This window comes from Rhizobium sp. PRIMUS64, assembly GCF_023006465.1.
Taxonomy (GTDB): Bacteria; Pseudomonadota; Alphaproteobacteria; order Rhizobiales; family Rhizobiaceae; genus Rhizobium; species Rhizobium leguminosarum.
On record NZ_JALBGX010000012.1, the window covers coordinates 59,896 to 82,998 of the forward strand.

Below are 23,103 nucleotides of genomic sequence, written 5' to 3' on the forward strand. Positions count from 1 at the left end.
AAGCTTGTGACGCCGAAATCGGAGATGGAGATCCGCAATGAACCTCGTTCGCACTGCCATGTTGCTTGCCTTCATGACGGCGCTTTTCATGTTTGTCGGCTTCCTGATCGGCGGTCGGGCCGGCATGATGATCGCATTCGTCATTGCCGCCGGCATGAATTTCTTCTCCTACTGGAATTCCGACCGGATGGTGCTTTCGGCCTATCGCGCGCAAGAGGTCGACGAGCGCAATGCGCCGGAATTCTTCCGGATCGTGCGCGATCTCGCCCGCAATGCCGGCCTGCCGATGCCGAAGGTCTATCTCTACGACAGCCCGCAGCCGAATGCCTTCGCCACCGGCCGCAATCCCGATAACTCAGCCGTCGCCGCCTCGACCGGCCTGCTCAGCGCCTTGTCTCCTGAGGAAGTCGCAGGCGTGATGGCGCATGAACTGGCGCACATTCAGAACCGCGATACGCTGACGATGACGATCACGGCAACGCTTGCCGGCGCGATCTCTATGCTCGGCAACTTCGCCTTCTTCTTCGGCGGCAACCGTGAGAACAACAACAATCCCCTCGGCTTCGTCGGCGTCATCGTCGCGATGATCGTGGCGCCGCTCGCTGCCATGCTGGTGCAGATGGCGATCAGCCGCACGCGCGAATATTCGGCAGACCGCCGCGGCGCCGAGATCTGCGGCAATCCGCTCTGGCTCGCTTCGGCGCTCGGCAAGATCGCGCGCGGCGCTGCTCACGTGCCGAACGAAGATGCCGAGCGCAACCCGGCGACGGCGCATATGTTCATCATCAATCCACTCTCCGGCGAGCGCATGGACAATCTGTTTTCCACCCATCCGAATACGGAAAACCGCATCGCTGCGCTGCACGACATGGCGCAAGGCGGCATGAATGTCTCGACGTCGCAGGCTCGTACTGCTAATCCGTCGCGCAAATCGCGCTCTGTTCCGGATACGGGTCTTGGTCGCGGTGGTTCGCAACCGCCAAAAGGTCCGTGGTCTTGAATTCAGACGGCACGAAGAAGCCATTCCGCAAGCATAAGCCCGCCACCGAGCGATCTGCGCCTGATAAGCCAGGCCTGCAGGCCCGGGCAGCGGCGGCAAAAATTCTTGCAGCCGTCGTCGACCGCAAGCTGCCGCTCGACGGCGCTCTCGATCATGAACACGGCAATCCGGCCTATAGGGCGCTCGGCGAAAGCGACCGGGCGCTCGTCCGCGCCATCCTGAACACGACGCTGCGCCATCTGCCGCGCATCGATGCCGCGATTGCCGCGTTGCTGGATTCGCCGCTGCCGGAGGGGGCAAGGGCGCTGCATCACGTGCTCGCCATCGGGGCGGCGCAGATCCTCTATCTCGATGTGCCGGATCATTCGGCTGTCGATCTTGCCGTCGAGCAGGCCAATCTGGATCCACGCAATCGCCGTTTCGCCAAGCTCGTCAATGCCATCCTCCGCCGGCTCGGCCGCGAGAAGGAGCAGGTGCTTGATGCGATCGGCAAGGTCGCGCCGTTGCCGGCCTGGTTCATCGCCAGGTTGGAAAAGGCCTATGGCCGGGACGCGGCGCTGGCGATTTCGGAATCCCAGCTCGAACCGGCCGCAATCGATCTGACCGTCAAGTCCGACCCGGAAGGCTGGGCGAAGCGGCTTACCGGCGTCGTCCTGCCCACGGGCGGCGTGCGGCTCGCCGCCTTCGACGGCGGCATTCCTTCGCTCGAAGGCTTCGATGAGGGCGCGTGGTGGGTGCAGGATGCGGCAGCAAGCATCCCGGCCAAGCTGTTCGGCGATCTCTCCGGCAAACGCACCGCCGATCTCTGTGCTGCGCCCGGCGGCAAGACGGCGCAGCTCATCCTGGCCGGCGGCGCAGTCACCGCACTCGACCAGTCGGAAAGCCGGCTGAGACGGCTGCGCTCGAATCTCGACCGGCTCGGCCTCAAGGCGGAGACGATTGCGGCAGACCTGACGACATTCGAGCCGGCGGAACGCTTCGATGCGATCCTGCTCGACGCTCCCTGCTCTTCCACCGGCACGACACGCCGGCACCCTGACGTGTTGTGGACCAAGGGGCCTGAGGATATCGCCCGGCTGGCGGCGCTGCAGGAGCGGTTGCTGCGTCATGCGCTGACATTGCTGCAGCCGGGCGGCACACTGGTTTTTTCGAATTGTTCGCTCGATCCTGTCGAGGGTGAGGAAGTTGTCGCCCGTGTTCTTTCCGATACGGATGCGGTCGAGCGCGTTCCGATCGGCGCCGGCGACTGGCCCGGCCTTGAGGCGGCGATTACGCCGCTCGGCGAATTCCGTACGCTTCCCACCATGCTGAAAATGCCTGATGGCATCGGCTCCGGCCTCGACGGCTTCTATGCGGCTGTGCTGCGGCGCGTGGCCTGATTGCAAGGCTTGAGCGCGCGCGGCGAGCCTGCATTATACGAGGTGCTTCATAGCCTCGGGTCACGCATGCCCTTTTGCAAAACCGTCCCCACGATTTCAGGCGAAACGCGTTAATTTGCGTATATTCGAACCTTGTCACGAATTAATTCATTGTGGACGATGAAATCGGCCGCTTTTCACCTATTCTTAACCACGAGGGTCAATAGACAATAGAATATGCAGTCCGGTCGGCGTTTTGCGAGCATGTATGTTCGGGAGGCTTGGCGGCGCGCCTTGCGCCGCGTCGCGTTGCTGCGCCTGAAGCTCTTTCGTCATTCGATCAAGGTGCCCGAGCGTCTGATCGTCGCGCCGACCGATCTCCGCAGCATCGATCCACATGTGGCCGACGAAATCCTCAACGGACGGTTTCTCCTGGCCGGGCGCATGCTGGAAACGAACGGAAAGTCGCCCTTCACCTTCACCCTGCCCTCGCGCCCCTTCGCGACGCGTCTTCACAGCTTCGGCTGGCTGCGGCATATGCGGGCGAACAAGACGGAGCGTAGTTCGGCTGCGGCCCGCGCGATCGTCGACAGCTGGCTTTCTATCCATGCCGGTCGCATGGAGGGGATTGCCTGGGAGATCGACGTCACCGCCCAACGCGTTATCGCCTGGCTGTCGCATTCGCCGGTGGTGCTGCAGAACGCCGACCGCGGCTTCTATCGCCGCTTCATGAAGTCGCTGGCGTTCCAGGTGAGGTTCCTGCACCGCATGGCGCCGTTCACCCTCGGCGGCTTGGAGCTGTTTCGGCTGCGTATCGCGCTCGCCATGGCCTCCGTCGCCATGCCGGCGCGCGCCTCCACGCTGAGAAGGGCGGCGCAGGCACTCGACCGCGAATTCGATAGCCAGATTCTATCAGATGGCGGCCATGTCTCGCGCAATCCGCGCGTCGGGCTGGAATTGCTGCTCGATCTGCTGCCGCTCAGGCAGACCTATGTCAATCTCGGCCATGACCTGCCGCAGAAGCTGATCTCCGGCATAGACCGGATGTATCCGGCATTGCGGTTCTTTCGCCATCAGGACGGGGACCTGGCGCTGTTCAACGGGGCGACCTCGACGCTCGCAAACGAGCTGATGTCGGTGCTGCGATATGACGAGACCGCCGGTCAGCCGTTCAAGGCTTTGCCGCAGTCGCGCTATCAGCGGCTTTCCGGGGGAAAGACGGTTATTATTGCCGATACCGGCACGCCGCCTTCGGGAGGCGCACTTCGGACCGTGCATGCCGGCAGCCTCTCCTTCGAGATGTCGTCCGGCCGTCATCGGTTCATCGTCAATTCCGGTTCGCCGAAATTTGCCGGGCATCGTTATGTCCAGATGGCGCGCACGACGGCGGCGCATTCCACCGTCATCCTCAACGACACGTCGTCCAGCCGTTTTTCGCCCTCACCCTTCCTTAGTCACGCGATCACCGAACCGGTGAGAACCATCACTGTCGAGCGCGCCGAAACCGAGGACGGACGCGACGGCATCAAGCTCAGCCATGACGGCTATCTCAGGGTGTTCGGGGTGCTGCACGAGCGTGAGCTGACACTCAATGCCGCAGGCTCGATCGTGACAGGCCGCGACCGGCTCGTTGTCCGCGAAGGATATGAGCATGACGAACCTCTGAAGGCTGTCGCCCGTTTTCATATCCATCCCTCGATCGTCCTGCATCAGAGTGACGGGGAGTCCGTGCTGCTGACGGCGCCGGACGGCGAAAGCTGGCTGTTTTCGGCGCCCGGCAATGAGGTGCTGATCGCTGAGGACATCTTCTTTGCCGACAGCTCCGGCATCTGCGGTTCGGACCAGATCGAAATCGACTTCGATCTTGCCGAAAAGACGGAAATCCGCTGGTTCCTATCTCGTAAAAGCTAGAGGCGGAGGATTTTAGGCCGAGTGGCCAAAGATTGGGATCACAGCAAGGAAGCAAGGTATGATGCCATCCAAAAATGGCTCGTGCTTTTCGTCATCTGCTCTGACGCCTGTTTGCGCGGCGGCAAACCTGTGCTAACGCGGCGCCAGCATGCGAACATCCCTTGCGGATGTCCTCCCGAAGCCCGAACGGAGAAGGTTTCATGGCCGTCATTTCCAAGAAGATCCCCGCCCCCGACAAGGTCGAAATCAAGACCGCGCTCATCTCCGTCTTCGACAAGACCGGGATCGTCGAACTCGCCCACGCCTTGTCTGCCAGAGGTGTGCGCCTGCTTTCGACCGGCGGCACCTATAAAGCGATCGCTGCGGCCGGTCTTGCCGTCACCGATGTCTCCGAAATCACCGGTTTTCCCGAGATCATGGACGGACGCGTCAAGACGTTGCACCCAATGGTGCATGGCGGCCTGCTGGCGATCCGTGACGACGGCGAACACCAGGATGCGATGAAAACACACGGCATCGAGGGCATCGACCTCGCCGTCATCAACCTCTATCCCTTCGAGGAGGTGCGCGCGGCCGGCGGCGACTATCCGACGACCGTCGAGAATATCGACATCGGCGGTCCGGCGATGATCCGCGCATCGGCCAAGAACCATGCCTATGTGACGACCTTGACCGATCCGGCCGATTATGCCGAGCTGCTGGAGCAGCTTTCCGCAGATGACGGCAAGACCGCCTATGCCTTCCGTCAGCGTATGGCCGCCAAGGCCTATGCCCGCACCGCCGCCTATGATGCAATGATCTCCAACTGGTTCGCTGAGGCGCTGTCGATCGACACGCCGCGTCACCGGGTGATCGGCGGCGCGCTGAAGGAAGAGATGCGCTACGGCGAAAACCCGCATCAGAAGGCTGCCTTCTATGTGACCGGCGAGAAGCGTCCGGGTGTTTCGACGGCCGCTCTTCTCCAGGGCAAGCAGCTCTCCTACAACAACATCAACGATACGGATGCCGCCTACGAACTCGTCGCCGAGTTCCTGCCTGAGAAGGCGCCGGCCTGCGCGATCATCAAGCACGCCAATCCCTGCGGCGTCGCCACCGGATCCAGCCTGGTCGAGGCCTATCAGCGGGCGCTCGCCTGCGATTCCGTTTCCGCCTTCGGCGGCATTATCGCGCTCAACCGGACGCTGGATGCCGAAACGGCTGAGGAGATCGTCAAGCTCTTCACCGAAGTGATCATCGCGCCCGATGTCACGGAGGAGGCAAAGGCGATCGTCGCCCGTAAGCCGAACCTGCGGCTATTGTCCGCTGGTGGCCTGCCCGATCCGCGTGCGGCGGGCCTGACGGCGAAGACCGTTTCCGGCGGCCTGCTCGTCCAGAGCCGCGACAACGGCATGGTCGAGGATCTGGAACTCAAGGTCGTCACCAAACGCGCGCCGACGGCACGGGAACTTGATGACATGAAGTTTGCCTTCAAGGTCGGCAAACATGTAAAATCGAATGCCGTGGTCTATGCCAAGGACGGCCAGACCGCCGGTATCGGCGCCGGCCAGATGAGCCGCGTCGATTCCGCCCGCATCGCCGCGCTGAAGGCCGAAGAGGCAGCCAAGGCGCTTGGCCTTGCAGTGCCGATGACACACGGCTCGGCGGTCGCCTCCGAGGCCTTCCTGCCTTTTGCCGACGGTCTTCTGTCGATGATCGCCGCAGGGGCGACAGCGGTTATCCAGCCGGGCGGCTCGATGCGCGACCAGGAAGTCATCGATGCCGCCAACGAACACGGCGTCGCAATGGTCTTTACCGGCATGCGCCATTTCCGGCACTGAGTGATTGTGACTGCATAATTCCTTTAAATCGAAATCGATTTGAGGATGAAAATTATGCAGCAACTCAAAGTGCTACAGCGTCCTTTGCGCGTCTTAAAAGACGCGCGGCGCTGTAGCCGCCGGCCAGGGCAGAGCTGATTGCTATGCCCGATCGGCCGGATAGGGTGTGCGGAACAAGAGCACCAGTCCGCCGGCAAGAAACAGGATCAGCGTTGCCATCCCGAGCCGCGGTGATCCGCTCATATAGGTCATCAGCGAGAAGAGCAGCGTCGCCATGAAACTCGTGGCGCGGCCCGAAAGTGCATAGATGCCGAAGTAGCGGCCGGCTTCCTCCGGACTGACGCTGCGGGCGAGATAGGAGCGCGACGAGGCTTGCACCGGCCCGAAGGCGAGCCCGATCAGCAGACCGTAGAGGATATAGGCCTTTTCCGCCGCAGTACCGAAAAGGCCGCCGGAATCGGCCGTCGGCAGCGGCATCAGTCCGAACAGGGTGTAACCCGGTCCTGTCGAGATGATGCCGATCGTGGCGAGAAGCAGCATGCTGAGGCTGATGACGACAGTCACCTTCGAACCGACGCTCCTATCGACGCGGCCGGCGATCAGGCAGCCGAAGATCGCGACAACATTCAGGATGATGCCGTAGATACCGATCTCGATCGTCGCCCAGCCGAACATGCCGGCCGCGAAGATACCACCAAGGATCAGCAGGCCGTTGACGCCGTCTTGATAGATCATGCGGGCAATGAGGAATGTCAGGATGCCGCGGCGTTCTCTGAGTTCGCCAAGCGTGTTTCTGAGTTCCCGCAAGCCGGAGCGGACGGCGGTGCCGAAGGGAAGACCCCTGCCGACGTCCGGCGTGAAGAAGAACATCGGCAGGATGAAGATCAGATACCAGACGGCTGAGATCGGCCCGGTGATACGTGCATCCTGGCCGGTCTCAGGATCAAGACCGAATAGCGGATCGAGACCGAGGATGGTCTTGCCGGTCTCGGGGCTCGCCGCCAAAAGCGTCACGACGGCGATGAGCACGATTATGCCGCCGAGGTAACCGAGCCCCCAGGCGGTGTTGGAGAGCTTGCCGACCTCGTGCTTTCCGACCAGACGCGGCATCATCGAATCATTGAAGACGATCGAGAACTCAGCCGAGATCGAGGCGAGGATCATGAAAATGACGGGATAGACAACAGGCGAACCGGGGGCTGCGAACCACAGGCAGAAGAGACTGGCGATCTTGATGATCGCGAAGAAGCCGATCCAGGGTTTGCGTGCGCCGGACTGGTCGGCGATCGAGCCGAGGACGGGTGAGAGCAGGGCGATGATCACCGAGGAGATCGTCGCCATATTGCTCCACGTCGTCTGCGCGGAAACCGGGTCATCGGTCAGGCGGGACACGAAATAGGGTCCGAAGATAAAGGTTGTGACCACGGTGAAGAAGGGTTGTGCTGCCCAATCGAAGAACATCCACCCCCAGATGCCCTTCTCCGTGGCCTTCGGCGGTTGCGTTCCTGTCCAGTCAATGCGATTCAACATCCGCTCCTTCTTTTGACGCGGACTGTCTCACCTCGCCCGGTCGCGCGCAAGATCGGTCAGGATACCTGCAGCAACGGTAATACGCGCGAGATTGGGATCGCCGCCGTCGCTGAGGCTTGAAAGCTCCTCGAGGATGCGGTTAATGCGGATGCGATCCTGCGCGTGCCAGGCTTGAACGGGAAGCTTTTCCTTGCCGTGATCGGAAAGGGCCGAGATGACGATGTCGCGCCTTGCGCTGGCGATCTGGTCGATGCTGCGGGCAAGCGCCAAATTCTCGTAATGGTCTGCGGTGAGGATCCGCCCGCCGGCCGCCAGCAGTCTGCCGATACGGAAGGTCTGCGACACCGCGAAATAGTTTTCGGCGGCGCGCACCAGGGGCTCGCCGGTGCGTTCGGCAATCTGCATGATCTCAGGCACCAGCGCGAAGCTCTGCAGGTTGGCGATCTCGGCCGCGAGTTTCTCGGGCACGCCCGCCTGGCTATATTCCGCTTGGCGCGGGGCGGCATCGCCGGCCGACTGTTCGGCGAAGGCAGGCTTCAGTTTCTTCAGAGCGGCCTGCAGCCGGCTAATCACTTCTGCCATATCCGCCTTGGTCATGCCGGTCTTCAAGAGCAGCCGCGTCAGAACGGTAAAGCTATGGCTGATCTCCTCGTAGATCCGGTTCTGCATATCGCCGGAAACCTTGCCGTCGAGAGCGTCGGTTTCGGCCCAGAGCCGGGTCAGGTCGAAACCGTCGCGGGCAACGATTGCGGCGCGCACCACTTCCGGTGCCGAAGCTGCCGTCGCGTCCATCATGGCGACGGTGAAGCTTGGTCCGCCACGGTTGATCGCTTCGTTGGCAAGCACGGTCGCGACGATTTCGCGCTTCAGGCGGTGACTGGTGATATCGCCGGCATTCGACTTCTGCATCTTCACAGGGAAATAATTCAAAAGCGTCGCGATGAAATAGGGATCGTCCGGCAGATCGCTTGCGGCCAGCGCGTCGAAGAGCACGATCTTGGCATAGGATACCAGCACGCCGATTTCCGGCCGCGTCAGCGGCTTGCCGGCTGTATAGCGTTCGGCAAGGGTCTGGTCGTCCGGCAGCGTCTCGACCTTGCGGTTCAGCTGGCCGGCGCCCTCGAGCACAGTCATGAAGCGGCCAAGCTGCAGACCGTTTGCCGTGCCCTTGCGTTCCGTCAGTGAGATCGCCAGGGACTGCAGGTAGTTGTTGCGCAGCACCAGGGTCGCCACTTCGCCGGTCATCGAAGAAAGAAGCTGGTCGCGTTTTGCGCGCGTCAGGCGCCCGTCATGCATGGCGGCTGCCAACGCGATCTTGATGTTGACCTCGACGTCCGAGGTGTTGACGCCGGCCGAGTTGTCGATGGCGTCGGAGTTGCAGCGCCCGCCCTTCAGGCCGTAGGCGATCCGGCCCTTTTGGGTGACCCCAAGGTTTGCGCCCTCGCCGATCACCTTGGCACGCACTTCCACCGCGGTGATGCGGATCGGGTCGTTGGCGCGGTCGCCGACTTCGGTGTCGGTTTCGGACGGCGCTTTCACATAGGTGCCGATGCCGCCGAACCAGAGCAGGTCGACCGGGCTCTTCAGGATCGCCATCATGATCTCGAAGGGGGTGGCTACGGCCTTGTCGATGCCGATCGCGGCAACCGCTTCCGGCGTCAGCGTGACCGATTTCGCGGCGCGGGAAATGATCATCGCACCCTTCGACAGCGCGCTCTTGTCGAAATCCTGCCAGCTTGAACGCGGCAGGTCGAAGAGCCGCTGGCGTTCGGCCAGCGTCTTTTCCATATCGGGGTCGGGGTCGATGATGATGTCGCGGTGATCGAAGGCTGATATGAGCCGGATTTTGGGAGAGAGCAGCATACCGTTGCCGAAGACGTCGCCCGACATGTCGCCGACGCCCGCGACGGTAAAGGGCGTCGTCTGGATATCGATGTCCATTTCTCGGAAATGGCGTTTCACGGTTTCCCAGGCGCCGCGGGCAGTGATGCCCATCTTTTTATGGTCGTAACCGGCCGAGCCGCCGGAGGCAAAGGCGTCGTCCAGCCAGAAGCCGGCTTCCTGTGCCAGTGCATTGGCGGTGTCGGAGAAGGTCGCAGTGCCCTTGTCGGCGGCGACGACGAAATAGGGGTCATCACCGTCGAGCCTGACCGTATCCTTCGGCGGCACGATATCGGCGCCCGATATATTATCGGTGATTGAAAGCAGCGTGCGGATGTAGGTCTTGTAAGCTTCACGGCCGGCATTGAAGATCTCGTCGCGGCTGCCGCCGACAGGAAGCTTCTTCGGATAAAAACCACCCTTGGCGCCGACCGGCACGATCACCGCGTTCTTGACCTGCTGGGCCTTGACGAGGCCGAGCACTTCGGTGCGGTAATCCTCGGCGCGATCCGACCAGCGAAGGCCGCCGCGCGCCACCTTGCCGAAACGCAGGTGAACGCCTTCGACCTCCACGCCATAGACGAACATCTCGCGGAAGGGTTTTGGCTGCGGCAATCCGTCCACCAGATGCGGATCGAGCTTGAAGGCCAGCATCGGCTTCGGCGAGCCGTCCGGGTTCTTCTGGAAATAATTGGTGCGCAGCGTCGCATCGACGATATTGACGTAGCGGCGCAGGATACGGTCGTCGTCAAGGCTTGGCACGTTTGCAAGCTCGGTCTCGATCGCCTGATGCAATTCGGCAAGCTTCTTCACGCGAGCCTTCTCCGAAAGCCTGGTGTCGAGGGTGTCATGGAAGAGACGGAAGATAGCAGCGGCGACACCGGGATATTTGTCGAGAGTCGTTGCGATATAATCCTGCGAATAGGCGATGCCGGCCTGCCGGAGATAACGCGCATAGGCGCGCAGAACGTTCGTCTCGCGCGCCGAGAGCCCGGCCGAAAGGATCAGCCGGTTGAAGCTGTCATTGTCGATCGTGCCGGCGAAGGCGGCGACGAAGGCTTCCTCGAGGGCGGCGCCGTAACGCTGCAGATCGATTTCGCCGCCGTTGCGGGTCTCGAGTTCCATGTCGTGCAACACGACGAGTTTGGTTTCTCCATCAGCGGCAGGCACCCCGATGTCGAAGGTGCGTTCGCTGACGACATTGAAGCCGAGATTCTCGAGGAGCGGCACTCGGCGCGACAGCGCCAGCTGGCCGCCGGCGTGAAAGATCTTCAAGGAAAGGGTGCGGCCCTGTGCCTCCTGGCGATGGTAGAACTGGATGCGAAGCGGCTCGCCGGCGGCGCAGGCGCCGATATCGGCGAGGTCGGCCACGGTTTCCTCCGGGGTGAAGGAATCCTGGAAGGCTTGGTCGACGGATATCTTCGGCGCCTTGGCCCCGGCCAGCGCCTCGAAACGGTCGTCCCAGCGGGCCGTGATCTCGCGGATCGCCTGCTCGAGCTTTGCCTGCGGGATGCGCGGCGTCTTGCCGCCCGAGCGGCCGATGATGAAATGCACGCGCGCCACGCCCCCTTCCGGGAAAGCCGGGTAATAGGCAGAGACACGGCCGTCATAGACAGTCTTCAGATAGGTGCCGATCCGTTCGCGTACGATCGAGTCATATTCCTCGCGCGGCACGTAGATGATCACCGAGACGAAGCGGTCGAAATGATCGATTCGTGGCAGGACGCGCACGCGTGGCCGATCGGCCAAGTCGTTGATCTGTTCGGCAAAACTTGCAAGCAGCGTCGTGTCGATCTGGAAAAGGTCGTCGCGCGGATAGGATTCCAGCGTGTTGTCGAGCATGCGGCCGGAATGGCTCATCGGGTCGAAGCCGAAATGTTCCTTCACTTTCTCGATCTTGGAACGCAGCAGCGGGATTTCGGAGGCGAGCGACGTATAGGCCGTCGAGGTGAAGAGGCCGACGATGCGCAGTTCGCCGGTGACGTTGCCGTCAGTGTCGAAGCGCTTGACGCCGACATAATCCATATAGGCCCGGCGATGGACAATCGATTTCACATTCGCCTTGGTGACGATCAGGAAGTCGGGGCCGTCGAGGAAGGCAAGGATCTCAGGCGTTGTCGTTACGGCGTCCTTGCCGGTGCGCAGCACCAATACATCGGGATTGGAGAGGATGCCGAGGCCAGCACCCTTGTCGCGCTCGACCTTGGCATTGCTCCCCTTGCCGGAATAGACATATTCCCGCATGCCGAGGAAAGTGAAATTCTCGTCGCGCAGCCAGGTCAGGAAAGCGACGGCTTCGTCGCGATCGGCCTTCTTCCGGCTGGCGCCATTGGCCGCAAGCTCTGCGATCACTCCGTCAATCTTGGAAAGCATCGGCTTCCAGTCGGAAACCGACAGGCGGACCTGTTCGAGCACTTTTTCGATGCGTTTGACGAGATCGGCGGCCTGGGCGGAATTGAGCGGCGCAATATGAAGCTGGATATGGCTGACGCGGTTGGCCGGATCGCTTGGGTGATCGGCGGAATAAAGCGCCGGCGCCTTGCCCTTCTCCATGATCAGGATGGGATGCACGGCCATGAACAGGTCGCGATAGGTGCTTGTCACTTCGCCCATGACCGATTCAAAAAGAAAAGGCATGTTCTGGTCGGTGACTGAAAGCACCGAGACCGCGATGCCGTCCGGCGTCACATCGGCAATGGTGTCGATGCCGACACGAGGCACCTTACCGTTCCAGGCGGCGAGCTCCTTTGCCGAATGCACGGCGGAGAGTGCCAGCATCTCAGGCGTGTAGAGTTCGAGATCGTCATTGCTTGCCCGGCCGAAGAGAATTTCCGGATCGAGATGCGCTTCACCCGTCGCCTTGGCGATCTTGCGCGCGCTTTCGATCTGCTTTTCCCGTTTCGGATTGTTTCTGGCAGCCATGGATCGCCTCCCTCAATGTCTGATTTTTCGCAAGCTAGCAGAAGATTCTTCGAAAAAATCTCTAAAAGAGCGGTCCGAAGGATTGTTTTGATGCTTTTTTGGCGCTGGAAATGAGAAATTGTAAGAGATTTTCCGCTTTCGTCGCCAAACGAAAGGGAAAGTCCCGTCTCCCGGTTTTTCGTCCCGGCGAACATTTCCACGCTCGCATGAAGAATGGTTGACAGCGTGGCGTCAAAAAGATCATCAAACGCGGTCATCATTCGGATCTTGGGTATCATGTCGGAAAATGCAGCGGGCGCAGTCATCGTCATTTCCAGCCATGTGGTGCGTGGCTCGGTCGGAAACCGGGCAGCCGTCTTTGCATTGGAGACGCTCGGTCATCCGGTCTGGGCCATGCCGACCATCGTGCTGCCCTGGCATCCCGGCCACGGCCGCTCGACGCGGCTAACTTTTGCGGAAACGGATTTCGACGCGGCGATCGACGATCTGATCCGCGCGCCCTGGATCGGCGAAGTCAAGGCGGTGCTTTCGGGCTATTTCGGCAATGCCGCCCAGGCGCGCTCCGTCGCTCGGCTGATCGGTGCGCTCCGGCAAAACAATCCCGAGCTGCTCTATGTCTGCGATCCCGTCATGGGCGATCTCGGCGGCCTTTACGTGCCGGAAGCAACTGCAGAGGCTATTCGCGATCATCTCATTCCGCTTGCCTCGCTCGCGACGCCGAACCGGTACGAGCTTGCATGGCTTTCGGGGGCGGCCCTCGAAGACAACAGTACGATCATGGAGGCGGCGCTCGCGCTCGGACCATCGCGCATGCTCGTCACTTCAGCCGTGCCGATGATGGCGGGCGGTACCGGCAATCTTTATCTTTCCGGTCGCCACGCGCTTCTTGCCGAGCACCGTGTCGTCGAAAACCCGCCCAATGGTCTCGGCGACCTGCTCGCCGCCGTCTTCCTGTCGCGCCTGCTTTCCGGGCTCGAGGACGAAAAGGCGCTGCAGCTTGCCACCGCCAGCGTCTTCGAGGTGCTTGCGCGGGCCGTCAAGCGCGGCAGCAACGAGTTGATGCTGGCAAGCGATGCTTCCAGCCTTTCAACGCCGATGGCCATGGTGCAGATGCGCCGGCTCGTGCACCCGGCGCAGCGGCGGAAAAAGTGACGCATCTGCCAATATGTTCATTTTGCGGTGCAGCAGTTGATCTTGTCGTCCGCGCGCGCTAATCCAGAAGCATGCAGCGTTTTCCAAACCCTCTTCTGGACGGCTATCGCAACTTCATGAACGGGCGCTATTCCGACGCCCGCGACAGGTATCGGCAGCTTGCCGAAAACGGTCAAAGTCCCCATACGCTTGTCATTGCCTGTTCGGATTCTCGCGCGGCACCGGAGCTGATCTTCGATGCCGGCCCGGGCGAGCTCTTCGTCATCCGCAACGTCGCCAACATGGTGCCGCCCTACGAGCCGGATGGCCATTTTCATTCGACGTCGGCCGCACTCGAATTTGCCGTGCAGGTGCTGAAGGTCTCGGATATCGTCGTGATGGGTCACGGCCGCTGCGGTGGCATCCGCGCTGCGCTCGATCCGAATGCCGAGCCATTGTCGCCCGGCGACTTCATCGGCCGCTGGATGTCGCTGGTCAAACCTGCCGCCGAGCAGATCCAGAGCAACGACGTGATGACGGCCGCCGAGCGGCAGACGGCGCTGGAGCGTGTCTCCATCCGCAATTCAATCAACAATCTCAGAAGCTTCCCCGATATCAGGGCTCTCGAGGAAGCGGGAAACCTTCATCTCCACGGCGCCTGGTTCGACATTTCGACCGGCGAACTGTGGGTCATGGACGCCGAGACACGCGACTTCATTCGTCCCGAAATCTAGGGACATGCCGGTTTATCACTTTTTTAAGGATTGTTGTTAAGCTCGCCGTCAATTGGTCGGGTACGACCGAGGTTTTGATCACCGTGGCGATTGGCGATGAAGTTCGAAACCATCAAAAAGGTTATCCTGGCCGCTATCATGCTGCCCTTCGTCTTCATGCTCATCGAAGGCGTCGTCGTCATACGTTCTTCGGTCACACAATACAGGAACCTCGAAAAGGACCGGCAGTTCGCCGATGTGCTTGCCCGTGGCGGGTCCATCGCCGCCACCGAGATCCTGAGTGAAATTGGCGCCACCCGCCGCTACCTCGCACGTCCCAACAGCCGGACTGCCGCCGACATGCTGCAAAGCCGGGTGACGCTCGATCGGGAACGCCGCGCTTTTTATGCCAGCCTGCCCTCCCGCGATGCGCTCGACGAGGGGCTCGTCGGCGAATTATCGATTCTCAGCCTTGCCTACAGCCGCATCATCGCTGCGCGCAGCGCCGTCGATCAGGGGCGTTATACCGGCAGCGATCCCGGTTCCATCTACTGGTATGCGGCTCTCAAGCAGCTTGCTGTCGTCGATGCGCTCTCACCGCTGATCAGTGATCCGGTGCTGCTTGAGAAATCCAACCAGCTGATGGGCATCCTGCTGACCTATTACGGCGAAAGGCTTATTACCGGCGTTGGCACCCGCTACCTCGACCACGGCGTTTCCGCCAGATTGCCGGTAGAGCTCTTCGTGCAGGGCAAGGTCATGCTCGGCGAGGGCATGGATCACATGGTTTTCCATTCTTCCGCGCCGATCGTGCGCGACATCGTTGCCTATCTCGGCCGCAGCGGCCAGGTGAAGGCGAATGCGATCACCGATGCCATTCTCGCCGGATCGCGGCCGACACGGACCGTGCATGACGTCTGGGCCGCCGCGCAGAGCGAACGCATGACCTTCCTGCAGCAGAAGATGATCGAGGCCGCAAAAGATATTCACGAGACCGGCGAAAATCTTTCCATGCGCTCGCACATTCACCTGACGCGGATCCTGGCGCTGTGTGCCGGCCTGCTGATTCTCGCCACATTGGTGATGGTGCTGGCGGCAAAGGGGCTGCGGCTGATCGACCGGCTGACGCAGGATCGGGAGGCGCTGGTGGGCGAGTTGCGTAGCGCCGCCCAGACCGATCTTCTGACCGGTCTTTACAACAGGCGCGGCTTCGAGGTCGCTGCATCCGCGCTTCTGACACAGGCCGAGCATGGATCACGCTGGATTTCCGTTGTGCTCTTCGACCTCGATCATTTCAAAAAGATCAACGATATCAACGGGCATGACGCCGGCGATGCCGTGCTCCGGCAGGTCGCGGGCGTTGCACGTGAGAATTTTCGTTCCTTCGATCTGCTGGTGCGCCATGGCGGCGAGGAGTTCCTGGCGCTTCTGCCGGATTCGACGCCTGACGATGCCGCAATCGTTGGCGAGCGCGTGCGGCTGGCAATCGAGGCGGCGGAAATCCCGTTGCCGAGCGGCGATGTTCTCAAGGTGACGGCGAGTTTCGGGTGCGCCGGACGGCCAAATGAAGCCTCCAACCGGAACTTCGAGGATCTGGTCAAACGTGCCGATCTGGCGCTTTATGCCGCCAAGGCCTCCGGCCGCAACTGCGTCGTCTCGGGACCGACCCTGCCGGCCCCGGCCCAGGAGGAGCGACGCAAGGCGGCATCGGGCGGCGGCTTTGATTTCCGCAAATGAAAAACGCCGCATGTCGCAGCGGCGTTTTCGGGTATGGGTGTCGATGAAGGTTTATCTACCGAGAAGGCCTACCTGCCGTCGATCTCCTGGCCGATATAGGCGATCGCCTGCTGGTAGACGCTGGCGGCGTTCCAGCCCTGGATGGCGACGAAATTGGGCTCTCCAGGCTGGTAGCCGGCGCCGGCGCGCCAGCCATGGCCCTTGAGGAAATTCGCTGTCGAGGCCAGCGCGTCGGCGCGGGAACCGACCATGTCGACGCGGCCGTCGCCGTCGCCGTCGGCGCCGAAGCGCACGACATTGCGCGGCAGAAACTGCGTCTGGCCGATTTCACCATGGGCGGCACCCTTGGCCTGAGGGCTCAGATACCCCTCGGAGACGAGTTGGAGCGCGGCATAGAGCTGGTCGGTGAAATATTCAGAACGGCGGCAGTCATAGGCCAGGGTCGAAACAGCCGACAGCGTATGCTGGTTGCCCATATAGCTGCCAAAACCGGTCTCCATGCCCCAGATCGCAATCAGAGGGCCGGCCGGAACGCCGAAACGACGCTCTATCGAGGCAAAAAGCGCCTGGTTGGCGGCCTTCATGCTGCGGCCGCGGGAGATGACCGTGGCGCCGCCGCGTTTCTGCATGAAAGCGTCGAAGGAGAGCTTGAAGCTCTTCTGGCCGCGGTCGGCGGCGATCGTCGGCTTGTTGTAATTGACGTTGGCGAAGGCGCGGTCGAGGACCGAGCGGCTGACGCCGTTTGCCGCCGCTTCCTGCTTGAAATCGGCGACCCAGGCAGTGAAACCGCTGCTATTATTGCCGCATTGGGCGCTCTGGGCCGCTGCCGGCAGCGCGTGGAGAACGCCGGCTACCGTAAACGCCGCCAGAAGGAATGTTGTCATGCGCATGAGGAACCCCGCTCCGGTCTGCTGAAGCGCGCCGCGGCCGATCGGGACCATGCGACGCGCTTTAAATCTTCGTTCTGTTCATGTCGTTGCCCCAAAACCGCTACACGGTCTCGGGCGGCATAGCTTGGCTTGACGCCGGGCAGAATGCCAGCCGAAGGCGATTTTGTCACGATCACCTTTTAGTAAGCGCTTATGGATAGAGGGCGCCTACGGCTCGGCAAAAAGCCCTGCCTTCATCAGCAGGGCTTTAGCATATTATGGTTTACAAATGGTATCAGGCGGCCTGCTTGCGCGGCTTGACAAGGCCGCGATTGACGAGCAGCTCGGCGATCTGAATGGCGTTCAACGCAGCACCCTTGCGCAGGTTGTCGGAGACTACCCAGATATTGAGGCCGTTTTCGACCGTTGCATCCTCGCGGATGCGCGAGATGTAAGTCGCATCCTCGCCCGCCGATTCATATGGCGTGATGTAGCCGCCGTCCTCGCGCTTGTCGATGACGAGGCAGCCTGGTGCATCGCGCAGGATGTCGCGGGCCTGGTCGGCAGTGATCTCGTTTTCGAATTCGATGTTGACCGATTCCGAATGACCGATGAAAACCGGCACACGCACCGCCGTGCAGGTGACCTTGATCTTCGGGTCGAGCATCTTCTTCGTCTCGGCCAGCACCTTCCATTCTTCCTTGGTGTAGCCGTCCTCCATGAAGACGTCGATGTGCGGGATGACGTTAAAGGCGATACGCTTGGTGAACTTCTTGTTCTCGATCGGATCGGCCACGAAGACGGCGCGCGTCTGGTTGAACAGCTCGTCCATGCCGTCCTTGCCGGCGCCGGAGACCGACTGGTAGGTCGAGATGACGACACGCTTGATCTTGGCGAAGTCGTGCAACGGCTTCAGCGCCACCACCAGCTGGGCGGTCGAGCAATTCGGATTGGCGATGATGTTGCGCTTGGTGAACTGGCTGATGGCATCCGGGTTCACTTCCGGCACGATCAGCGGCACGTCGGCGTCGTAGCGCCAAGCCGAGGAATTGTCGATGACGATGCAGCCCTGCTGGCCGATCTTCGGCGAGAACTTCTTGGAGACCTCGCCGCCGGCCGACATCAGGCAGATGTCGGTATCGGAGAAATCGTAATTCTCCAGATTGGAGACCTTCAGCGTCCGGTCACCGTAGGAAACCTCGGTGCCCTGCGAACGCGAGGAGGCGAGTGCCACGACCTCATCGGCGGGGAAGCCTCGCTCGGAGAGGATGTTGAGCATCTCCCGGCCGACATTTCCGGTCGCTCCCGCAACTGCTACTTTGAAACCCATTTCTCAAGCTCTCTTTCTCTTCTCTCCTCTTGTCCGGTGAGGGGAAAGGCGCGATTAATCGCGTCTTCCTGTCCCCAGCCGAGCCGGGGAGAGAGCGGCAGGCCAGAGACGTCAGACGGTTTTCGTCGTCGTTTTGGCCTTGGTTTTGGCAGAAACCGGAACGGCAATGTCCACCCCGGCAACCCGTGCCCGGTCATTGCATTCGGCAATGGCGTGTTCGTCGCGAACCATGGAGATTCCTTTTCCGATGTTGCTCTTAGAAGGTTTTCCACAGGAGTCAAGGTTTTTGCGCTTAGAGCCCGCAGGCGAAAGCTGCCGCCGCAATACTGCGACGTTTTGTCATGCCGCTGTCATCCTCGGGAGGTATCCCGGCCCGGTTGTTAATGTCTGCAACGAAAACGGGGGTTTTCCATGCGTACGCTTCTTGCCGCCTTTGCGGCCACCACCATCCTTGCGGGCGCCGCTCAGGCGACGACGGTCTATCCGCTTGATCGCGCGACGATTCTTGCCGGTTCACCGTTTGATTTCAAGGTCGAGCTCAACAAGCAGGTCAAGCCTGAAGACGTAAAGATCACGGTCAATGGCCAGGACTACAAGACCGTGCTTGGGGGCGAGGCGCAGTTCGTCGAACTGGAAAAAGGCAAGGATGACAAGGCTCTCGGCTCCGCTATCCTGCTGCGCGGCCTGAAGATTTCCGCTCCGGGCGACTACAGGATCGAAGTCGCGGCCGGAGACGAAACGAAGTCCGTTACTTGGAACGTTTACGAAACAGCAGCCCAGCCGAAGGCCAAGAACATCATTTTCCTGCTGGGTGACGGGCTTTCCGTTGCGCATCGCACCGCTGCCCGCATCATGTCCAAGGGCATGACTGAAGGGAAGGCGAATGGCCGCCTGAATATGGACGATCTCGAGCGTATGGCTTTTATCGGCACGTCGGCGACGAATGCCGTCGATACGGATTCGGCCAACACCATGTCGGCCTACATGACGGGTCACAAGACAGCCGTCAACGCGATCGGCGTTTACGCGGACCGTACGCCGGCCTCGCTTGATGATCCGCGTGTTGAAACCTTCGCAGAAGCCGTTCGCCGCCTGACCAAGAAGTCGATCGGCATCGTTGCAACGGCCGAGGTTGAGGACGCCACGCCGGCGGCGGTTGTTTCCCATACCCGCAACCGCAACGACAAGGCCGACGTCGTCGGCATGCTGCTCGACGTCAAGCCGGAAGTCCTCCTTGGCGGAGGCTCGGCCTATTTCCTTGGCAAGGAAGTCGCCGGCTCCAAGCGTAAGGACAACCAGGACTACATCAAGCAGTTCCAGGATGCCGGCTACAAGCTTGCGACCGACAAGAACGAGCTCGCAGCCAATGCATCGGCTGAAGGCAATCTCCTCGGCCTCTTCCACACCGGCAATATGGACGTCACGCTTGATCGCGAGTTCCTGAAGAAAGGCACCGTCGACAAGTTCCCGAACCAGCCGGGTCTCGTCGCCATGACCAAGGTTGCGCTCGACCGCCTTTCCAAGAATCCTGATGGCTTCTTCCTGATGGTCGAAGGCTCCTCGATCGACAAGATGTCCCATCCGCTCGATTGGGATCGTGCCGTTATCGAAACCATCGAATTCGACCAGGCCATCGGCGTTGCCCGCGAATTCCAGAAGGCCCATCCGGACACGCTGATCGTCGTCACCGGCGACCACACGCATGGCGTATCCATCATCGGCACTGTCGATGATGAAAAGCCCGGCACGGAAATGCGCGAAAAGGTCGGGACCTATGCCGAGGCCGGCTTCCCGAACTACAAGGACGAAAACGGCGACGGCTATCCCGATAAGGTCGACGTCAGCCGCCGGCTGTTCCTGAGCGCCAATAACGGCCCCGATCACTACGAGACCTTCCGTCCGAAGCTCGATGGTCCGTTCGTTCCGGCTGTCCAGAACGAAAAGAAGGAATATGTCGCCAACGAGCAGTATAAGGATGTTCCCGGCGCGGTCTTCGTTCAGGGCAATATCCCGAAGAGCGGCGATAGTGGCGTCCACGCCGTCGACGACGTCGTCCTGCAATCGGCTGGTCCGGGCGCTGAAGGTTTCCACGGTTACATGGAACAGAGCGACGTCTATCGCGTGCTCGCCGACACCTTCGCTCTCGGTGCCAAGCAGACGAACTGATCTCTAGATGCGGATGATTTTAGGCCGGATCGGCCTAAAATCTGAATCCGCATCTAAATCAAAGAAATAGAGCATGATGTCGTCCGAAAACCGCGCACACTTTTCGGCATCATGCTCTGGCCCGGCTAAGCCGCTTGCCGGCCCTGCCTCATTCACCGATCATGGTCCCGGCCGTTCAGCGGCCGGGATTTCATTCTTGGAGATCGCCATGGAAAAGCTCCCTTCGCTGCATCTCAGCCGCCGCGGCCTGATCGGCGCCATCGGTACGCTGGCCTTCGCCGCTTTTGCTCGCCCGAGTTTTGCTGCTGATTCCTTGATTAGCTTCGATGAGCTCTACGGCAAGTTCGGCGTGCTCGGCCTCGAATTCTCCGACAAGGTGAAGCGCCTTGCCGGCAAAGACGTCAGCATGAAAGGTTTCATGGCGCCGCCATTGAAGGCTGAGGCCCAGTTCTTCGTGCTCACCGAGGTGCCGATGTCGCTCTGCCCCTTCTGCTCCTCGGATACGGACTGGCCGGACAATATCGTCGTCGTCTATCTCTTGGAGAAACAGACCTTCGTGCAGCCGCGCCAGACGATCGAAGTGCGCGGCACGCTGGAATACGGTTCGTGGACGGATCCGGACACTGGCTTCGTCAGCCTGTTGCGGATCCGCCAGGCCGAATATTCCGCCGTCTGAACCGATATGCTCTCTCTCGATATCGAAAACCTGACCGTTGCCTTCCCGGGCCTGTCCTCGCCGGCACTGGTGATCAGCCGCCTGTCGATCGATGCAGGCAGCAGGGTCGCCATTACAGGGGCGTCCGGCTCCGGCAAGAGCACCTTCGTCAATATCGTTGCCGGGCTGGAGCGTACACGGCAAGGCCGTATCTGCTGGAACGGTGAGGATATAGCGAGTTTTTCAGAAAGCCGGCGTGACCGGTTCCGTGCCGCCAATATCGGCCTGGTCATGCAGGAGTTCCATCTCTTCCCCGGCCTGTCGGCGCTGGAGAACGTACTCCTGCCGGCGCGGCTTGCCGGCGCTGCCACAGTCGATGTCATCGAGCGGGGTCATGCGCTTTTGGGCACGGTCGGTCTTTCCCGCCCGGGCCAGAAAATCGAGACCATGTCGCGCGGCGAGATGCAGCGTGTGGCGATCGGTCGGGCGCTGCTGCGCAAGCCCGGCGTCATCATCGCCGACGAGCCGACCGCAAGCCTCGATGCCGAAAGCGGCGAGGCGGTCGGCGATCTTCTCCTCGATCTTGCCATTGCCGAAGGCAGCACGCTGATTGTCGTTTCACACGACCAGCGCTTGGCGGGCCGCCTCGACCGGCGCATCACCTTCGGCTCCGGCCGGATCAGCGAAGATTCCGCAGCAGCGGCGGGAGAGGCTGCATGATCCGCTTCATCCTTTCCGATCTTCGTCGCCTCTGGGCGGGATCGCTGGTGGTCGTGCTGCTGGTGGCGCTTGCGACCGCGCTCGGCGTTTGCGTCGTCCTACAGGAGCGGGCGCTTCGTCTTGGCAGCGCGCGCGCCGCTGACAAATTCGATCTTGTCATCGGCGCCGGCGGCAGCGAGACGCAGCTCGTGCTGTCCTCTATCTTCCTGCAGCCCTCGCCCTTGCCGCTGATGCCGGGCGAAGTGCTGGGCAAGCTTGCCGCAGATCCGCGGGTCGATTGGGCAGCCCCGATCGGCTTCGGCGATTCCTTCTCCGGCTATCCGATCATCGGCACAACGATCATGTTGACGCAGAACCTCTCCGGCTTAGCCGAAGGCAAGATTTTCGCGCGCGAGGGCGAGGCGGTGATCGGCGCTGCCGTCAAGCTGTCGCTCGGCGGCGAGATCAAGCCGATGCATGGGTCGCTGGAAGAGGGCGGCGAGACTCATACCGAGCTCGTCTATCACATCGCCGGCCGCTTGCGGCCGACCGGCACCGCCTGGGACCGAGCCATTCTCGTTCCCATCCAAGCCGTCTGGCACATTCATGGCCTGGAGGCGGAGGAACATGAGGAGGACAGTGGGCACGAACATGAAGCGGCGTCCGGAACGGATAGCGTTGAACATGGCCATGAACATGAGAAGGCCGGCGCTGATCACGATGGGCATGGGCATCACGGGAAAGCCGATCCGGATGCCGCACTTGATGAGACCTTGACTGCGGGCGCTCCCGGCCTTCCCGCCATTCTCGTCAAGCCGAAGACAATCGCCGATGCCTACAAGCTGCGGCAGGAATATCGCAGCGGCAATACCGTCGCTGTCTTTCCCGGCGAGGTGCTGACCAATCTCTACGCCACGCTCGGCGATGCCAAGCAGATCCTCGTCGCGGTCGCCTCAGGCGCGCAAGCTCTCGTCGCAGCCTCGCTGGTACTGGTCACGGTCATCCATATCGGCCAGCGCCGCCGCCAGATCGGCGCACTGAGAGCCTTCGGCGCCCCACGTGGCGCGATTTTCGGCATCGTCTGGCTGGAATTCTTCTTCCTGGTGGCGGTTGGCATCGCACTCGGATTCGCGCTCGGTTATACCGCGGCCCTCATCTTGTCTGGCATGTTCTCGCAAACGAGCGGGGTCGCCATGCCGGTCGTCTTCACGCGTGAAGACGCCGGGCTTGCAACAGTGCTGCTTGCCTTTGCCGCAATTCTCGCTGCACTGCCGGCAGTGCTCGCCTATCGGCAATCGCCGGCACAGGCGCTGAGAGCATAACGGATCCACGTCGCAAACCGCAGTGAAACCTGCTTTCAAACCTCCGGCAGCTCAATCGTCAC

General features: G+C 61.3%; 16 protein-coding genes. 11 read left to right on the forward strand and 5 right to left on the reverse strand.

The features are described from left to right. Positions 1-37 precede the first annotated feature (37 nt). The 4 genes from htpX to purH all read left to right on the forward strand — a co-directional run bounded on the left by htpX (position 38) and on the right by purH (position 6,086). Complete coding sequence (gene htpX / locus MOV76_RS07575; RefSeq protein ID WP_018244144.1) at positions 38-1,000, forward strand: zinc metalloprotease HtpX; 963 nt, start codon at positions 38-40, stop codon at positions 998-1,000. Further along, a complete protein-coding gene (locus MOV76_RS07580) occupies positions 991-2,379 on the forward strand; it encodes an RsmB/NOP family class I SAM-dependent RNA methyltransferase (protein WP_247264225.1) in 1,389 nt (462 codons plus the stop codon). The genes htpX and MOV76_RS07580 overlap by 10 nt, the downstream gene beginning before the upstream one ends. Positions 2,380-2,595: 216 nt before the next feature. Further along, positions 2,596-4,269 carry a heparinase II/III family protein gene (locus MOV76_RS07585; RefSeq protein WP_018244142.1) on the forward strand — a complete coding sequence of 558 codons (1,674 nt, stop codon included), beginning with the start codon at positions 2,596-2,598 and terminating at the stop codon, positions 4,267-4,269. Positions 4,270-4,469: 200 nt separating this feature from the next. After that, positions 4,470-6,086, forward strand: coding sequence for a bifunctional phosphoribosylaminoimidazolecarboxamide formyltransferase/IMP cyclohydrolase (purH, locus tag MOV76_RS07590; protein ID WP_018244141.1), 1,617 nt, complete (start codon positions 4,470-4,472; stop codon positions 6,084-6,086). Between the two features lie 141 nt (positions 6,087-6,227). Here the strand turns inward: purH and MOV76_RS07595 are convergent, their stop codons facing one another. Further along, positions 6,228-7,616 carry an MFS transporter gene (locus MOV76_RS07595; RefSeq protein WP_018244140.1) on the reverse strand — a complete coding sequence of 463 codons (1,389 nt, stop codon included), beginning with the start codon at positions 7,614-7,616 and terminating at the stop codon, positions 6,228-6,230. A gap of 27 nt (positions 7,617-7,643) precedes the next feature. Then, the gene (locus MOV76_RS07600) at positions 7,644-12,419 is read right to left on the reverse strand and encodes an NAD-glutamate dehydrogenase (protein WP_247264226.1); all 4,776 of its coding nucleotides are present in this window, start codon (positions 12,417-12,419) and stop codon (positions 7,644-7,646) included. 276 nt (positions 12,420-12,695) lie between these two features. On the opposite strand from MOV76_RS07600, the gene pdxY reads away from it, so the two are divergent. The 3 genes from pdxY to MOV76_RS07615 all read left to right on the forward strand — a co-directional run bounded on the left by pdxY (position 12,696) and on the right by MOV76_RS07615 (position 16,000). Beyond that, a complete protein-coding gene (gene pdxY / locus MOV76_RS07605) occupies positions 12,696-13,571 on the forward strand; it encodes a pyridoxal kinase PdxY (protein WP_026188562.1) in 876 nt (291 codons plus the stop codon). 71 nt (positions 13,572-13,642) lie between these two features. Continuing rightward, entirely contained in the window at positions 13,643-14,284 is a 642-nt protein-coding gene (locus MOV76_RS07610) for a carbonic anhydrase (protein ID WP_247264227.1), read from the forward strand. Between the two features lie 96 nt (positions 14,285-14,380). Beyond that, on the forward strand, positions 14,381-16,000 hold the full coding sequence (locus tag MOV76_RS07615; RefSeq protein WP_247264228.1) for a GGDEF domain-containing protein: 1,620 nt from the start codon (positions 14,381-14,383) through the stop codon (positions 15,998-16,000). Between the two features lie 68 nt (positions 16,001-16,068). On the opposite strand, the gene MOV76_RS07620 is transcribed toward MOV76_RS07615, so the two are convergent. From MOV76_RS07620 to MOV76_RS40040, 3 genes are all read right to left on the reverse strand, one after another. Continuing rightward, the gene (locus MOV76_RS07620) at positions 16,069-16,890 is read right to left on the reverse strand and encodes a lytic transglycosylase domain-containing protein (RefSeq protein WP_247264240.1); all 822 of its coding nucleotides are present in this window, start codon (positions 16,888-16,890) and stop codon (positions 16,069-16,071) included. Positions 16,891-17,164: 274 nt separating this feature from the next. Then, a complete protein-coding gene (locus MOV76_RS07625; RefSeq protein ID WP_012759513.1) occupies positions 17,165-18,199 on the reverse strand; it encodes an aspartate-semialdehyde dehydrogenase in 1,035 nt (344 codons plus the stop codon). 111 nt (positions 18,200-18,310) lie between these two features. Beyond that, positions 18,311-18,523, reverse strand: a complete 213-nt coding sequence (locus MOV76_RS40040; protein ID WP_018244134.1) for a hypothetical protein — start codon at positions 18,521-18,523, stop codon at positions 18,311-18,313. Positions 18,524-18,610: 87 nt separating this feature from the next. Here MOV76_RS40040 and MOV76_RS07630 point away from each other — a divergent pair, with 87 nt between their 5' ends. The 4 genes from MOV76_RS07630 to MOV76_RS07645 all read left to right on the forward strand — a co-directional run bounded on the left by MOV76_RS07630 (position 18,611) and on the right by MOV76_RS07645 (position 23,041). After that, positions 18,611-20,365, forward strand: a complete 1,755-nt coding sequence (locus MOV76_RS07630; protein ID WP_247264229.1) for an alkaline phosphatase — start codon at positions 18,611-18,613, stop codon at positions 20,363-20,365. Positions 20,366-20,573: 208 nt separating this feature from the next. Continuing rightward, positions 20,574-21,041, forward strand: a complete 468-nt coding sequence (locus MOV76_RS07635) for a hypothetical protein (protein ID WP_018448382.1) — start codon at positions 20,574-20,576, stop codon at positions 21,039-21,041. Between the two features lie 6 nt (positions 21,042-21,047). Beyond that, positions 21,048-21,740 (forward strand): ABC transporter ATP-binding protein, encoded by a 693-nt coding sequence (locus MOV76_RS07640; RefSeq protein ID WP_130718353.1) that lies wholly within the window; start codon positions 21,048-21,050, stop codon positions 21,738-21,740. Then, on the forward strand, positions 21,737-23,041 hold the full coding sequence (locus MOV76_RS07645; RefSeq protein WP_247264230.1) for an ABC transporter permease: 1,305 nt from the start codon (positions 21,737-21,739) through the stop codon (positions 23,039-23,041). The genes MOV76_RS07640 and MOV76_RS07645 overlap by 4 nt, the downstream gene beginning before the upstream one ends. Positions 23,042-23,103 lie beyond the last annotated feature (62 nt).

Excerpts from the sequence above, each read along its gene's own strand:
- MOV76_RS07600 (WP_247264226.1), bottom strand. The coding sequence starts at position 12,419 with ATGGCTGCCAGAAACAATCCGAAACGGGAAAAGCAGATCGAAAGCGCG.
- pdxY (WP_026188562.1), top strand. The coding sequence starts at position 12,696 with ATGTCGGAAAATGCAGCGGGCGCAGTCATCGTCATTTCCAGCCATGTG.
- MOV76_RS07615 (WP_247264228.1), top strand. The coding sequence starts at position 14,381 with ATGAAGTTCGAAACCATCAAAAAGGTTATCCTGGCCGCTATCATGCTG.
- MOV76_RS07585 (WP_018244142.1), top strand. The coding sequence starts at position 2,596 with ATGCAGTCCGGTCGGCGTTTTGCGAGCATGTATGTTCGGGAGGCTTGG.
- MOV76_RS07635 (WP_018448382.1), top strand. The coding sequence starts at position 20,574 with ATGGAAAAGCTCCCTTCGCTGCATCTCAGCCGCCGCGGCCTGATCGGC.
- MOV76_RS07610 (WP_247264227.1), top strand. The coding sequence starts at position 13,643 with ATGCAGCGTTTTCCAAACCCTCTTCTGGACGGCTATCGCAACTTCATG.
- htpX (WP_018244144.1), top strand. The coding sequence starts at position 38 with ATGAACCTCGTTCGCACTGCCATGTTGCTTGCCTTCATGACGGCGCTT.
- MOV76_RS07645 (WP_247264230.1), top strand. The coding sequence starts at position 21,737 with ATGATCCGCTTCATCCTTTCCGATCTTCGTCGCCTCTGGGCGGGATCG.
- MOV76_RS07625 (WP_012759513.1), bottom strand. The coding sequence starts at position 18,199 with ATGGGTTTCAAAGTAGCAGTTGCGGGAGCGACCGGAAATGTCGGCCGG.
- MOV76_RS07640 (WP_130718353.1), top strand. The coding sequence starts at position 21,048 with ATGCTCTCTCTCGATATCGAAAACCTGACCGTTGCCTTCCCGGGCCTG.
- MOV76_RS07630 (WP_247264229.1), top strand. The coding sequence starts at position 18,611 with ATGCGTACGCTTCTTGCCGCCTTTGCGGCCACCACCATCCTTGCGGGC.
- MOV76_RS07595 (WP_018244140.1), bottom strand. The coding sequence starts at position 7,616 with ATGTTGAATCGCATTGACTGGACAGGAACGCAACCGCCGAAGGCCACG.
- purH (WP_018244141.1), top strand. The coding sequence starts at position 4,470 with ATGGCCGTCATTTCCAAGAAGATCCCCGCCCCCGACAAGGTCGAAATC.
- MOV76_RS07620 (WP_247264240.1), bottom strand. The coding sequence starts at position 16,890 with ATGCGCATGACAACATTCCTTCTGGCGGCGTTTACGGTAGCCGGCGTT.